Below are 13,140 nucleotides of genomic sequence, written 5' to 3' on the forward strand. Positions count from 1 at the left end.
CGGCCGCGTTACGTGCTTTGGCGTGATTTAATACTTCCTGGTTGAGTTTTTCATTGCTGGTTTGTAGCTGAAGCGTTCGTTCAGTAACGATCTGCTCTAACTGATTTCTATGATTTTCTAGTTCTTTCTTGGCTTTGACTTCAGCCTCCGCAACAACTTTGAGGCTTGCGCCGTGTTACGAGCAGTGATGATGGCTTGCCCCATATGAGCAAGTTCATCATTACCCTTGACATGAACGTCGACGTTAAGCTGCCCTTTCGCTATCGATAACAACGCGCCAGAGTATTCTGCTAATCGTTTCACAACCGACACATAAACCACACGCCAGACAATCAATACAACCACAACAAAACCGATAAGAGACAGAATGCCTAAGGTCCATTGTGCGTATTTTAATGTCGCTGATAAATCGGCCACGGCAGCCGTTGTGGCTGCATTGGATTGGTCGACGAGTTTTGAAATGGTTTCATTGAGCTTAGTAAACAGTTCAAGCGTTTCTTGCATTAAGCTTTGCGAGCGCTGGCGCTCATTATGTTTCTGCTTGAGTAACGTAAAGATGGTTTTACCGGAAGATAGCTCATCCAAAAGCGACGCCATCTGCTTTGAGCGAGTAGGATCTTCAACGCCAGGTACGCGTCTTTGCATAATATTGATGTTGGTCTGATACTGACGTTGTAGTTCATCAATACGTCCGGGATCGGAGACCGTTCTCGCCTCCTCAATCTGATTGAATGTTTTAAAGGCAAGCAGGTGCAGCTCGTGTAATCGCTCTGACAAATCAAGATCGACCTCAACTAGACTGTCCAAGGCGCTGAGTGCTTCAGATTTCTTCTCTTTTTCTAGCAAACCGTAAATATGGGTTACATTTGCCACGGCTATTGTACTGGTGTTGAGAACTTGGGTGCGCGTGAGTTGCTCTAGCTCTTCCGCTTGCACTCGTAGCTGAGACGTCAACTGTAAAATTGATTGATCGAGCGTGATGGTTTGCTCTACTGAACTTCCTAACTCTGCGAGACTGTCAATGATAGATTGAACGGTCTGTTCAAGGCTATCGAGCAGTTTGGAGTCGAACGAATCAGAACCGAGAGATTTTATGTGCATGAGCAACGATTCAAGACGTGAAAACAACACACGCCCCGCTTCTTGATGCTGTGGTTTCGTTTTTGCGTTCGAGAGCACTTGTACCGATGCAATAATACGCGAACTTAACTCAGAGACTTCACGAGCTTCAAGCATTGAAGGAATGGCTGTATCAACCACATTACGCTCTGTCTTAGCAACAAATGAAAACCCAGACACGCCAATCGCCGTCGATAGCAATACAAGTAATGCCATCACTAAAAAGGAAAATAATAACTTACGGCCAATACTGGCTTTAGAGAGCAACATACCCACTCCATTTACACTTAGCGCTTGCCGACGCTCATTGGACTGTATTACGCTATATTTTGCAGTGTAGCAGAGCTAGATACCACTAAACGTTGACGATATGCCTAATAAGACTCACTTTTTTTCGATAATTTGTGCGCTAATGATTGCCACCGGTGTTCCACTGAGCAGTAATGCAGCAAATGCCACTACTATTAACAACGCACCGGCGCCAGAAAAAGTGTGCGCTATTTACCCACACCTTAAAGACTCATACTGGCTATCCGTAAACTATGGGATGGTGACAGAAGCAGAAAAGCAAAATATTACACTCAAGGTCTTGGAGTCTGGGGGCTATCCGAACATCGACAAACAGCGATCTCAACTTGTTGCGTGTCGCGATTGGGGAGCCGATGCGATTATCCTTGGTACCGTTTCTCCCACCGCATTTAGCGAGGATTTAAGTCGCTACACACAAGACACCCCTGTGTTTGCGACAGTCAACCATCTCATTGTCGATAAAGAGCAACGTCAACACGTAAAAGGCGTTGTTGGCGTTGATTGGTATTGGATGGGGCATCGGGTTGGCAAACACTTGGCACAGCAACACCCCAAAGGCAGTGGTGTCGTCGATGTCGCTTTTCTACCGGGCCCTGAATCAAGCGGTGGAACCAAGCCCGTCATTCTTGGTTTTCTAGAAGCCATCAAAAACAGTGATGTCAACATTGTCGAAACCCTATGGGCAGACAATGATAAAGAGTTACAGCGTAACTTGGTTCAAGAGGTCATAGAACACTACCCAACCCTCGATTATGTCGTTGGCAGCGCGGTTGCCATTGAAGCAGCCATTAGTGAGCTACGCGCGCAGCCACATCACTCTGATATCAAGCTTCTATCGATTTACCTGAGTCACGGGGTATATCGCGGCTTACTCCGCAATAAGGTAGAGTTTGCACCGACAGATAAAATGGTAGAGCAAGGTCAACTGTCTGTTCGTCAAACCGTTCATTATTTACGAGATGAGCCCTACCAAACCGATCTTGCACCAACAATTGAAGTGCTCACACCCGCTTCACTCGATGAACAAATCATTGCCGAATCCTTGTCGCCCAGTGCATTCAGGCCTATTTTTAGTGTCGAAGGGCATTAATAGTCACAGATATCAATGAAGCTCATTGCGAGCTTGAGTGGTGGTACGTAGTATGGAGTCTTGATTTCAATATCAATAACTTAAATCAAACTAATTCCAATGCACCCATGTCAACCTTTTGCGTGCATTCGAATTAGAACGACCAGAATTCAAAAATAGATTATTAGGAACAGAATTACATGCAGAAAACGATTCGCACTATGCCGGCACACAAACACATCGCACTGGTGGCTCATGACAATTACAAACCAGAGCTTCTACGCTGGGTGCAAGAGAACAAGGAAAAGTTACAAGGTCACTTTTTGTATGCCACAGGTACAACAGGCAATATGCTTAGCAAAGAAACGGGCCTAGCCATCAAAAGCATGATTAGTGGTCCAATGGGCGGCGATCAACAAATCGGTGCGCTCATTTCCGAAGGGAAACTGGATATGCTGATCTTCTTCTGGGATCCTCTTAACGCCGTACCACACGACCCTGATGTGAAAGCCTTGCTGCGTATTGCTAGCGTATGGAACATCCCGGTCGCAACCAACCGCGCTACCGCGAACTTCTTGTTTGAATCTAATCTACTGTCTCAGGAAGTCGACATCGAGATTCCTGACTACGAGGCGTACTTAGCTGAGCGTATCTAGCTCATACTCAAATACAGTTGTTGAGTAAGACTGAATCCCTGCAATGCAGGGATTTTTCTTATCTGACGTAGGTTCTACTCTGCACTCTCACCCGCTTGCTGTACGACAAACGAGGTCGTTGGCTCTACCTTATTGATGAGCGCCTCGACCTGAAGAATCGCATCCAGAGAAGTGCTGTTTTTTCGGTAGCTGATGTACAGTGGACGAGACCACGCATCAGCGCCCTCAACTTTAAATAGTTGACCAGACTCAATGAATGGCTCAACAAGCGATGCTGGAAGGTATGCACAGCCTCCCTTCTCCAAAACAAAATCCAACGCAATCCGACCCGTTGAGGTACGCAAATATGGCGCTGGAATAGTTGGATGCCTGTCGGCATGTTCAAACGCAAACTGCGTTCCCCAATCTACGTAAACATATTTACTGTTGAACGCAGATTCAATATTACTTGGCTCTGTTGATACCAGCACCAAAGGCAGTTCGGCAATCTGATGACTCTTGAATTCTTCAACCTTAAATGGATCAAAAGAAAACGCCACATCTAACGTGCGCTCAAGCAACTTGCGATTTAATTGCTCGCGGCCTAATGATTCAGCAACAAAGCCATAGCCAGTCAAAGAGTCCGTAACGACACTCAAACCATTTTGCAAATAGGCATCCCAGATATTGGGGGTGCCGCCTAGCGTAAGTTGCAGCGCTTTATTGCTCTCTAGTGATAAGTCAAACGTTGCTTGCTTAAGCGTTGAAACCATCACCTCGGCGTAACCTACTAGCCTTTGGCCAGCTGAGGTCAACTGAATATTGTTGCGATGCCGGGTAAACAATCGCGTATCAAAGTATTCTTCAAGCTGTTTGATACGTGCACTCACCGCCGCCTGCGTGATGTAGAGGTTTTCGGATGCGCGACCAAAGTGTTTCTCCTTAGCGACTTCAAGGAAGGTTTGGAATACTTTTACGTCCATAATGTGACTCTTAAGATATTTCTAATAGATTGAGCTAACGTTCTGGTTAGCCACGTATTCTTACACAATTAAGCTTAGTTAAGCATAAAGAAAATTTGTGCATTCGACAAAAACAATTCGTTTTCTTTCTTGTTCATTTCCAACTATTTTCAGCATCGAACCAACACGGGATTCTAAGGCTTCTCGGCGTCTTTGTATGGCAAAAAGCCCCTGAACACCCTTGCTTTACTACCTATTTGCTTTGAGGTCTCTATGACTGAAACTCAATTTCGCCACGGCAAGAAACGTTTTTATGATGCAGTAAAGTTCCCACGCGGATTCGCGAAATCGGGTGACTTTACACTGATTGAAGAAGACATCTTGGTGACTTACGGAGAAACCATGTTAGCGCTTGAACGCGGTGACATTACTCCGGAAAACGCTGAAGAAAAACACTTCACAAAAGTGATCGTTAACCCTAGCAAAGCGAAATCCAAACTGGAACACACCTGGCTTAAATACGTACGCTTGGCGCGCGGAAGACGAGCTTTCCATACGTTGAATAGCAAATCTAAGTTTACCGAAACTTCGAAAGACTACGATTACGATATGGAAAACGACGACGTTTTAGAGCCGGCATAAGTGTTGTGATCTTTCCTCCTAAACGCAAAAGTAGAGCCTCGTGCTCTACTTTTTTTTGCCTATCGTTCAGGCAAACCGTTTTTGGAATATCCATAGAACCAATAATTTCAATGGATACTTGAACGTTGTGAAAAAATAGGCGCGTAAAACAAAGCGCCCTGAGGCGGCTAAGATAACTTGTTCGGCTGACTGACTAATCAATCAGGAACGCTCGGCTTGGGTCGACGTATACCTTATCGATCATCGCTTCACGTCCTAACAACATCATATAAGACATATCTTGACGATTACTCAAAGTGATCTCGATTGGCCACTCTCTATCACCAAGCCTGAACAAGGTTTGGATCACGCAGCGCTGCTCCGAATCACCGTTGGATGATTTGATACGTCTTGAGTCGTGGATCAGTGATTCACAATGTACGATTTCATCTAGATGATAGATATCTGGATGCAGGTCATACTGGACGTACAATCGACCGTCTCGTTTCACGCGCTTTAAGTTATCTACGTGAAGAGACGAGGTCTTTGCACCCGTATCAATGCGCACTTCTAAATCAAAAATACCCAACTCAGGAAGGCTACACACCTCCAAGTTGCCAATGATCATTCTGTCGTTATATGTGTTTGGCATAGTGTTACATGCTCGGTTCTACTGGAACAATCGACTCTTGCATGATTTCGATATGTTCAAATACCTCTTCTGCGTTATCTCCAAAATACGCAATGTGATACATAGCTTCCCCTTCTTGAACGAGAGGAATGTTTTGCTTGCCGATAATAATACCGGTACGGTTTGACGTAACCTGACCGATGTTGTTACCTAGCGGGCCGTTAATGTCGGCGAGAACCTCACCTTTCTCAACCATAGAGCCCAGTTGGACATACTCTTTCACAAATCCACTTGCATCGGCGCGAGTCCAGTCACTACGGTTAGCAATAAATGGCTCTGTTTTGGCCTTCGAGACACGTTTGCGAGTCATACCTAGTGCTTTGAGAACACGAAGCACACCCTTAACACCGGTCTGAATAGAAAGCTCATCAAATCGTAGTGCTTCCCCTGCCTCGTACAGAAGTACACGCGCTCCATTGTTAACAGCCGCTTCACGCAAGGAGCCATCTCGAATGTTGGCATTGAGCAATACAGGTACGGCAAATGCCTCTGCCAAGCGCTTGGTCTCTTCATCTTCTAGGTTTGCTCGAATTTGAGGCAAATTAGAACGATGGATAGCGCCTGTATGTAGGTCAATACCGTAGTCACAATGTGAGACAATGCTTTTTAAGAAGGTATGCGCTAACCGTCCAGCTAGCGAACCTTTTTTAGAGCCTGGAAAACAGCGGTTAAGATCTCGGCGATCTGGCATGTAACGGCTTTGGTTAAGCACGCCATACACGTTGACCATAGGCACGTAGATCAAGGTGCCACATTGCAGCTTTATGTTTTCCGCAATAAGGCGACTGATTATCTCAATGCCGTTTAATTCATCCCCGTGCACAGCAGCGCTCACAAACACCACAGGCCCCTCTTTTTTCGCTCGTATTACTTGAACAGGGATACTCACTTCCGCGTCTGTGTATAACTTTGCAACTGGGATATCGATTTCTTTACGCTCACCAGGCGTATTTCTACGCCCGCTATGACAAGCTCTTTAGCCATTTTTAACCACGTCCTTTCGTTTTATTGTTGTTTGGCTTGGCGTTTTTCTCGATAAATTCGTAAATAAGGCCCGCCACATCTTTACTTGTCGCGTTTTCAATTCCCTCTAGGCCCGGTGAAGAGTTGACTTCCATAACCACTGGACCATTTTTCGACTGAAGGATATCAACCCCGCACAAGTTCAACCCCATCGCCTTGGCCGCCGCTACCGCTGTTGCACGCTCTTCCTTAGAGAGCTTAACTAGCTGCGCCGTACCACCACGATGCAGATTCGAACGGAATTCACCTTCGGCAGCTTGTCGCTTCATTGCTGCAATTACTTTTCCACCGACAACGAAACAACGAATATCAGCGCCGTTAGCTTCTTCAATAAATTCTTGCACCAAAATGTTGGCTTTTAGACCCATGAAAGCTTCAATAACACTCTCTGCTGCTTTTTGTGTCTCTGCGAGTACCACACCAATGCCCTGAGTACCCTCAAGTAGCTTGATAACCAGTGGCGCGCCGCCAACGTTTTTAATCAAATCTGGAATGTCGTCTGGCTTGCTTGCAAAACCAGTACGAGGTAGACCAATACCTTTGCGTGATAGCAACTGTAATGAACGCAGCTTGTCACGTGAACGGCTAATCGCTACTGATTCGTTAACGCAGAAAGTGCCCATCATTTCAAACTGACGAACCACTGCGGTTCCGTAGAAAGTAATAGATGAACCAATTCGTGGAATCACCGCATCGTATTGAGGCAACTCCTCACCCATATAACGGACTTTAGAGTTACTACTTGTAATATCCATATAGCAATGCAGGGTATCGATGATATCCACTTGATGTCCCCTCGCTTCCCCTGCTTCTTTTAGGCGACGAGTTGAGTACAAGTTTTCGTTGCGAGATAGAATCGCAATGCGCATGGCAGTATCCTCTTTTAGGTATATTGTTTTATGAGTGTGAAACGCCGGTTACGAACGACCGGAAAGAGCGTGCACCTTAAGAGTTTAGCAGCGAAAAATACAACGATAGTTTTTAGTCGTCACGATAAGGAAAGTTTATTGTTGAATACGCAAATTTCACGCATAAAAAAACCGACTTTCGTCGGTTTTTGTTAATACTTTCATTCAGTTAAAGGATTTGTAAATAAAATGTATGAATGAAGATTATTTTGCAGCCATTTCTTTTTTAACCATTACAACCGCAGCTACAACGAAAGTAATGATGAGTGCTAACTCCATGGAGTCCCCTTGTGGTCAAAGACTAATTTTATTGGTTAAATTAAGTACTGAAACCATTTTATCAAAAATTCAACAATATGATATTTTTTATTCAATAAATAAGGCGACTTGGATCAAAAAAAGGCGCTTTTAGCGCCTTTTGTTAAGTTTATGCGACAAACCACTAGATTACTCTGGATAACCAGTCGGATTCTGCGACTGCCAGCGCCAACCGTCTGCTGTCATATCGGATAAGGTTCGTGTCGCCTTCCAGCCAAGTTCTTTGTTCGCCTTACTAGGATCTGCCCAACATTCAGCGATATCACCAGGACGACGTTCAACAACTTTATAAGGAACGGGTTTGCCAGAAGCTTCCTCAAACGCTCTAACCATTTGCAGGACGCTGCTGCCATTACCTGTTCCCAAGTTGTAAATAGATAGCGCTTCTTTGCCATTCAACGTTTTCAGAGCGGCGATGTGACCATCAGCCAGATCCATTACGTGAATGTAATCGCGAACGCCAGTCCCATCCGGTGTTGGGTAGTCATCACCAAACACTGATAAACATTCACGTCTGCCCACCGCAACTTGAGACACAAATGGCATTAGGTTATTTGGGATCCCCTGAGGATCTTCCCCCATTTCACCTGAAGGATGAGAGCCTACCGGATTAAAGTAGCGGAGCAAAGTAATGGTCCAATCTGGGTTGGCTTTGTGGAAATCCGTCAGACACTCTTCAACCATGAGTTTGCTACGACCATAAGGGTTAGTCGCACTGGTAGGGAATGATTCAGTAATTGGCACTGATGCAGGATCGCCGTAAACCGTTGCTGATGAACTGAACACAATGTGCTTCACACCCGCTTCACGCATCGCATCTGCTAAAACCAAGGTTCCATTGACATTGTTATCATAGTATTCAAGTGGCTTTTCAACTGACTCACCGACCGCTTTTAGGCCGGCAAAATGAATCACTGCATCGATCTTATGATTGGTCATCACATCAACCAAGGCTTGCTTGTCACGCACGTCACCTTTCACAAATACTGGACGAGTTTTTGTGATTTTCTCAATGCGATCAATCACCGCCGATTTTGCGTTGTAAAGGTTATCAAAGATAATTGGTGTCATACCCGCTTCGATAAGCTGCACACATGTGTGACTTCCGATGTAGCCTGCGCCACCTGTTACTAGTACGTTCATCATAAATTCCTTGTATTTCTCTACAGCGATTATATGCAATCGGAGCAGATTTGCGACCCTTTATTTTGCCTAATCTTTATAAACCAATGAATTAGCGAACGTTTAGTAGGCAACGGCTAGCGATTCTGGGTAGCCTCGCTCACGAGCGATCTGCTTTGCTGCGGATTCAACATCTGAAGGCTTTAATGCTTGAGCCGTGCTTGCACTGAATGTCTGGTTAACAAACCAACGATTCGTTATCTTTTTCGCAGCAAGCAAAGCAGAGGAAGCTTTAACAATCTCTAAGCGAGCATAACGTTCACCATCAAAGCTAACATCAGCAGAACGAAGGCTAGGTTCCAACCCCGGTATTTGCTGTGCGCCATACAAGGGTTTTCCTGCAGGTTTGGCTGTTTTGAAATCTGGTACATATTGAGCAAGATGTTGAATAGCGCTTTGTGAACGCGTGGTTTGCACATCCTCGGGCCAGCCATGATCAATTTTGTCAACTAGGTGCTGTGGAAGCTGTGGTTGTGAGGTGCTATCCGCTGACTGCACTAACCCATTGTCAAACAGGGTAATCGACTTGGTCATACCATGGAGTTGAAAATACCCACCAGGATAAGGCGTTAATTGTGCCATACCCTGCGGAGTGCCGCGCTGACCGTGAAAAATCACTTCTGGCCATTTTTCGTGTTGGTGTTTTTCCCACTTAGTGACGTATGCGGCTTTAAACTCTACTAACCTTTGGCGAGGTTTCTCTAACTTATCGTCAATAATGCCGGTACGAAAGCCACAAGCGTTGATAACAAAATCGAATGACTCTACTTGTCCTGCCGCAAGCTCTAACTCATACCTATCTTCTAACTCACTTAAGTGTTCGATTTTGGCACCAGTGCGGATATGCAGGTTCGTTATTTGCTGAGACCATAGTTCAACAGACGAGGCGACCCGGAATAAACTGAGTCCATATTCTTGAACTACATAGACTGGGTATTTGAGCTTATCTAGATCGGTATGTTTAGCAAAAGGGATAAGCCACTCTTCGAGTGTTTTTGGTACTTCGGGTGCCTGCCTCTTAGACAGAGCATGTAAAGTTTCACGGTCAAACTCGTGAAAATAGTCGTCTGGTTTCCCCAGTACTTGGTTGTCAGCGTCCAGCTCAACTAACTTTTTGTATGCATCTCGAAGTACATTTAAGCGAGGAAGCAAAGCCTCAGGTTTACCTTCATCCCCTTTTGGTACCGCAATGACGGTTGGACGGACATTGACGACCGTCGGAAAGAAGCGCACAAACTCTATCGATTGATGAAGCAGCTCAAGACAGTGTTGCTCAGAGATTTCGCGATACAAATTGCCACCAGCATGGAGGTGACAAATCGGCGGCCCGCTCACAAGACGCTGATTTTTCTCATAAACGGTCACGTCGATGCCTTGTTTTGCAAGGTACAAAGCCACCGTCGATCCTGCGACGCCCCCACCTATGATGGCCACGCGTTGACTACTCTGCATCTCTGGGAATTCTTGACTCATTTCTTATAAATTGAAGTGATGAAGATGCGACATTCTAGCCACATCGAGGGATAAAAAAAATCCTATTTTTTGTGATGTTTTCCCTTGACAGTTAATCGGTGAATAAGTTTTCTGACAGCAAGATGACAATCAGATTACCCGCCATCACCGACCAATCAAAGGCTAACGATTTTTATCACTTAGGATACTACTGAGTTATCCAAAAGCTTATCCACCGTTTTTGTGGATAACTTAACAAAAACGGTGACTAAGTATTAAGCAAACTGCTTTTGCGAGGTAGTAAGCATCTGTCTTATCAATGAAAAAAGAACCAATGCCAACGTCGCGAAAGCGGTTGCGGGAACCATTATCCACGTGGATAAATGCCAACTCCATGGTAAATCGAAGCCGATCGTCATGATCGAACCTACGACTATTTCTGCACCAAATGTAGCCACAATACCCGCCGTAATCGCCATGATCCCATATTCGGCCCAAATCGTTCGAACGATCCGTTTACGGCTCGCTCCTAAGGTTCGATATAAGCGAATTTCAGCTTGGCGCTGAGATAAGCTCAACCTCAGTAAGGTAAAGATAAGCAGTACTCCTGAAAGTACTCCCAATGCGGCTAAAACCGTTATCGACCAAACTATCTGACTGAGTAGGCCTTGTATCTTCTCTCCCATCAAGCGTATGTCCATCAAACTGACCGTTGGGTGGTTGCGTGACAAGGTGGCTATCAAATCATTGTCTTTATCTTGAAGCCTAAAGCTCACTAACCACGCACTTGGTATGTTTGCTAACACATCTGGAGTAAAAATGAAGTAAAAATTGGGCTTCATGTCTCTCCATTCAACAAAGCGAATTGAATTGATGACTGCACTTACCTCTTGGCCATTAATGGTAAAACCAAGCTCATCGCCTATCTTTAGACCAAGATTTTCAGCTACCTCTTTTTCTACTGAGACGCCACCTGCGGACGTCCATTCACCAGAAAGAACATCATTGTAGTCAGGAAGGGTATCCGCATAGGTAAAATTAAGTTCTCGACTTAGCGCGTCTTCCTCGTCAATCCCCTTTTTCTGTCTGGTTTGTGCATCTTCGCCATTGATGAGCGTCAAGCGACCTCGAGAGATCGGAAACGCTTGCGAGCGGTCAATGTTGTTACCATCTAGAGCACTCAAGTAAGCCTCTTTTTCGTACTCGGCGATATTAAGTGCAAACGCGTTTGGCGCATCAGCTGGTAGCGTTCTCTGCCAATCACTGAGTAGATCATTTCTCACCAACCAAATTGTGGTAAGCAGCATCAGCGAAAGCCCTAATGCCCCATACTGCAGTCCCGTATGACGTTTACTGCGGTTAATACGGCTCACGGCGAGTTTCATCGAAATTGGCAAAGATAGACGACTTAAGAGCAGCGTAAACAGCACACTAATAGCGGCGAGAACGACAAACAAACCAACAATACCTGCAAGTACAATCCACACGAGGTTATTGTCGCGATACGCCATGAGTAGAGGTATAACCGGAACCAACACGAGTAAGTAAATCCATCCTCCACGCTTCTCATCAGCACTTTGCAATACTTCGACTGAAGACACGGAAATCAGCTTATACAGCGGGATACCTAACGCCGGAACGCCGATGAGCAAGCTCGATACAATAGCGATGACGGCCGGTTTAAACCCATAAGTAGGAAGCGGGTCTGGCAGTAGATCCGTAAGAGGCACGCGAAGAAGCGTTTCTAAACCCATCCCTAATAGCAGACCAGCAAATACTGACATACTCACAAGCAGCAAGGTTTGGATTGAAAGCCAACGTACTAACCAGTGTTTACTCGCACCAAGGCTTTTGAGCATGGCGACCGTTTGCCTTCGGCTTTGCACGTAATTCTGACAGGTCAGAACAAGCGTTGTTGCTGCCATAATAATGATAATCGCAACCGTGAGCGACAGATATTGCGTTGTCCTGTCGAAGATATCATTGGTTCGACTGCCTGAAGATTGGTCACGCCATCGGTCACTTGGGGTGAGTTCAATTTGCTGTTTGAGTGCGTCAATATTTGACTCATCGCCGACTAAATATGCGCGAAACTGCACGCGACTACCAAGCTGAACAGCGCCGGTTGCATCCACAGAGCTCTGGTGAATATAAGCCGTTGGCATTTGCTGAAACGGATTAAAGCTGATACCAGGTTCTTCCAAAATAACGCCACTTACAGCAAGTTCAGCATCACCAATAGTGACAACGTCACCAATAGATACATTCAATTGCTCGGCTATTCGGCTATCCAGCCACAATTCCCCTTCTCTGACCTGGTTTTGTGTGCCTTGTTCGGATCCTAAAGTTAATGTCCCGCGAAGTGGGAACTTTGAATCCACGGCTTTTACCGTTATCAACTGCATGCCGCTATCACTGAATGACATCGTTGCGAAGCGTGTATACCACGACGTTTCGAGCCCTGAGTCTTGGATAAGTTTCGTGTTTTCTTGTGTGATAGGGTTCGCTGAGATGTAGATGGAGTCGGCAGTTAGCGCATCTTTGCCCTGTTTGACAATGACCTGTTCCATTCGCTCTGCGAGGGCTGCTAAGCCAAAAATACAGGCGATAATCAGGGTCAAGGAAATAGCGATAGGCCAAAGTTGCCCTTGCCTGATTTCGTCAAAACTCCATTTCACAAGGCGATTGTTTAACTTCGCACTACTGCTTTTGTGTTCGGAACTGATTTTTGTAGAACTCGTTTGCTGTTGTGACATCCGCTACTCCTGTTCAAGCCGACCCGCATTCATGTGAAAAATGCGATCGCAACGTTTAGCTAGCGATAGATCGTGAGTAACGAGCACAAGCGTTG

11 protein-coding genes and 1 pseudogene are annotated in these 13,140 nt (G+C 45.4%); 4 read left to right on the forward strand and 8 right to left on the reverse strand.

Features of this window, described 5'->3' with window-relative positions; translation table 11 throughout:
* Positions 1 to 1,389 (reverse strand): annotated as a pseudogene (locus TZ48_RS02080) (TMAO reductase system sensor histidine kinase/response regulator TorS); the annotation flags it as partial.
* Positions 1,390 to 1,489: 100 nt separating this feature from the next.
* Between TZ48_RS02080 and torT the strand changes: the two are divergent.
* On the forward strand, positions 1,490 to 2,518 hold the full coding sequence (gene torT / locus TZ48_RS02085) for a TMAO reductase system periplasmic protein TorT (protein WP_112478087.1): 1,029 nt from the start codon (positions 1,490 to 1,492) through the stop codon (positions 2,516 to 2,518).
* A gap of 179 nt (positions 2,519 to 2,697) precedes the next feature.
* Positions 2,698 to 3,153: a methylglyoxal synthase gene (locus TZ48_RS02090; RefSeq protein WP_112478088.1), complete on the forward strand. Its 456-nt coding sequence runs from the start codon at positions 2,698 to 2,700 to the stop codon at positions 3,151 to 3,153.
* A gap of 74 nt (positions 3,154 to 3,227) precedes the next feature.
* Here TZ48_RS02090 and TZ48_RS02095 read toward each other — a convergent pair whose 3' ends face one another.
* Positions 3,228 to 4,115 (reverse strand): LysR family transcriptional regulator, encoded by an 888-nt coding sequence (locus TZ48_RS02095; RefSeq protein WP_112478089.1) that lies wholly within the window; start codon positions 4,113 to 4,115, stop codon positions 3,228 to 3,230.
* Between the two features lie 252 nt (positions 4,116 to 4,367).
* Between TZ48_RS02095 and TZ48_RS02100 the strand changes: the two genes are divergently transcribed.
* Positions 4,368 to 4,736, forward strand: coding sequence for a MaoP family protein (locus TZ48_RS02100; protein WP_112462694.1), 369 nt, complete (start codon positions 4,368 to 4,370; stop codon positions 4,734 to 4,736).
* Between the two features lie 193 nt (positions 4,737 to 4,929).
* Here the strand turns inward: TZ48_RS02100 and TZ48_RS02105 are convergent, their stop codons facing one another.
* From TZ48_RS02105 to rimK, 3 genes are all read right to left on the reverse strand, one after another.
* The gene (locus TZ48_RS02105; RefSeq protein WP_112478090.1) at positions 4,930 to 5,367 is read right to left on the reverse strand and encodes an ATP-dependent zinc protease family protein; all 438 of its coding nucleotides are present in this window, start codon (positions 5,365 to 5,367) and stop codon (positions 4,930 to 4,932) included.
* 4 nt (positions 5,368 to 5,371) lie between these two features.
* Positions 5,372 to 6,295: a succinylglutamate desuccinylase/aspartoacylase family protein gene (locus TZ48_RS02110; protein WP_239670661.1), complete on the reverse strand. Its 924-nt coding sequence runs from the start codon at positions 6,293 to 6,295 to the stop codon at positions 5,372 to 5,374.
* A gap of 97 nt (positions 6,296 to 6,392) precedes the next feature.
* On the reverse strand, positions 6,393 to 7,298 hold the full coding sequence (rimK, locus tag TZ48_RS02115) for a 30S ribosomal protein S6--L-glutamate ligase (protein WP_112478092.1): 906 nt from the start codon (positions 7,296 to 7,298) through the stop codon (positions 6,393 to 6,395).
* Positions 7,299 to 7,530: 232 nt separating this feature from the next.
* On the opposite strand from rimK, the gene TZ48_RS02120 reads away from it, so the two are divergent.
* The gene (locus tag TZ48_RS02120; protein WP_112478093.1) at positions 7,531 to 7,749 is read left to right on the forward strand and encodes a hypothetical protein; all 219 of its coding nucleotides are present in this window, start codon (positions 7,531 to 7,533) and stop codon (positions 7,747 to 7,749) included.
* A 35-nt stretch (positions 7,750 to 7,784) separates the two neighbouring features.
* Here the strand turns inward: TZ48_RS02120 and galE are convergent, their stop codons facing one another.
* From galE to TZ48_RS02135, 3 genes are all read right to left on the reverse strand, one after another.
* Entirely contained in the window at positions 7,785 to 8,798 is a 1,014-nt protein-coding gene (gene galE, locus TZ48_RS02125; protein ID WP_112478094.1) for a UDP-glucose 4-epimerase GalE, read from the reverse strand.
* Positions 8,799 to 8,900: 102 nt separating this feature from the next.
* On the reverse strand, positions 8,901 to 10,310 hold the full coding sequence (locus tag TZ48_RS02130; RefSeq protein WP_112478095.1) for an FAD-dependent oxidoreductase: 1,410 nt from the start codon (positions 10,308 to 10,310) through the stop codon (positions 8,901 to 8,903).
* A gap of 254 nt (positions 10,311 to 10,564) precedes the next feature.
* Positions 10,565 to 13,045: an ABC transporter permease gene (locus tag TZ48_RS02135; protein ID WP_112478096.1), complete on the reverse strand. Its 2,481-nt coding sequence runs from the start codon at positions 13,043 to 13,045 to the stop codon at positions 10,565 to 10,567.
* Between the last annotated feature and the right edge of the window lie 95 nt (positions 13,046 to 13,140).

Source organism: Vibrio variabilis, assembly GCF_003263785.1.
In the GTDB taxonomy this organism is placed as follows: Bacteria; Pseudomonadota; Gammaproteobacteria; order Enterobacterales; family Vibrionaceae; genus Vibrio; species Vibrio variabilis.

Bases quoted from the DNA above. Each gene is read 5' to 3' on its own strand.
- torT (WP_112478087.1), top strand. From the start codon at position 1,490: ATGCCTAATAAGACTCACTTTTTTTCGATAATTTGTGCGCTAATGATT.
- TZ48_RS02090 (WP_112478088.1), top strand. From the start codon at position 2,698: ATGCAGAAAACGATTCGCACTATGCCGGCACACAAACACATCGCACTG.
- TZ48_RS02095 (WP_112478089.1), bottom strand. From the start codon at position 4,115: ATGGACGTAAAAGTATTCCAAACCTTCCTTGAAGTCGCTAAGGAGAAA.
- TZ48_RS02100 (WP_112462694.1), top strand. From the start codon at position 4,368: ATGACTGAAACTCAATTTCGCCACGGCAAGAAACGTTTTTATGATGCA.
- TZ48_RS02105 (WP_112478090.1), bottom strand. From the start codon at position 5,367: ATGCCAAACACATATAACGACAGAATGATCATTGGCAACTTGGAGGTG.
- rimK (WP_112478092.1), bottom strand. From the start codon at position 7,298: ATGCGCATTGCGATTCTATCTCGCAACGAAAACTTGTACTCAACTCGT.
- TZ48_RS02120 (WP_112478093.1), top strand. From the start codon at position 7,531: ATGAATGAAGATTATTTTGCAGCCATTTCTTTTTTAACCATTACAACC.
- galE (WP_112478094.1), bottom strand. From the start codon at position 8,798: ATGAACGTACTAGTAACAGGTGGCGCAGGCTACATCGGAAGTCACACA.
- TZ48_RS02130 (WP_112478095.1), bottom strand. From the start codon at position 10,310: ATGAGTCAAGAATTCCCAGAGATGCAGAGTAGTCAACGCGTGGCCATC.
- TZ48_RS02135 (WP_112478096.1), bottom strand. From the start codon at position 13,045: ATGTCACAACAGCAAACGAGTTCTACAAAAATCAGTTCCGAACACAAA.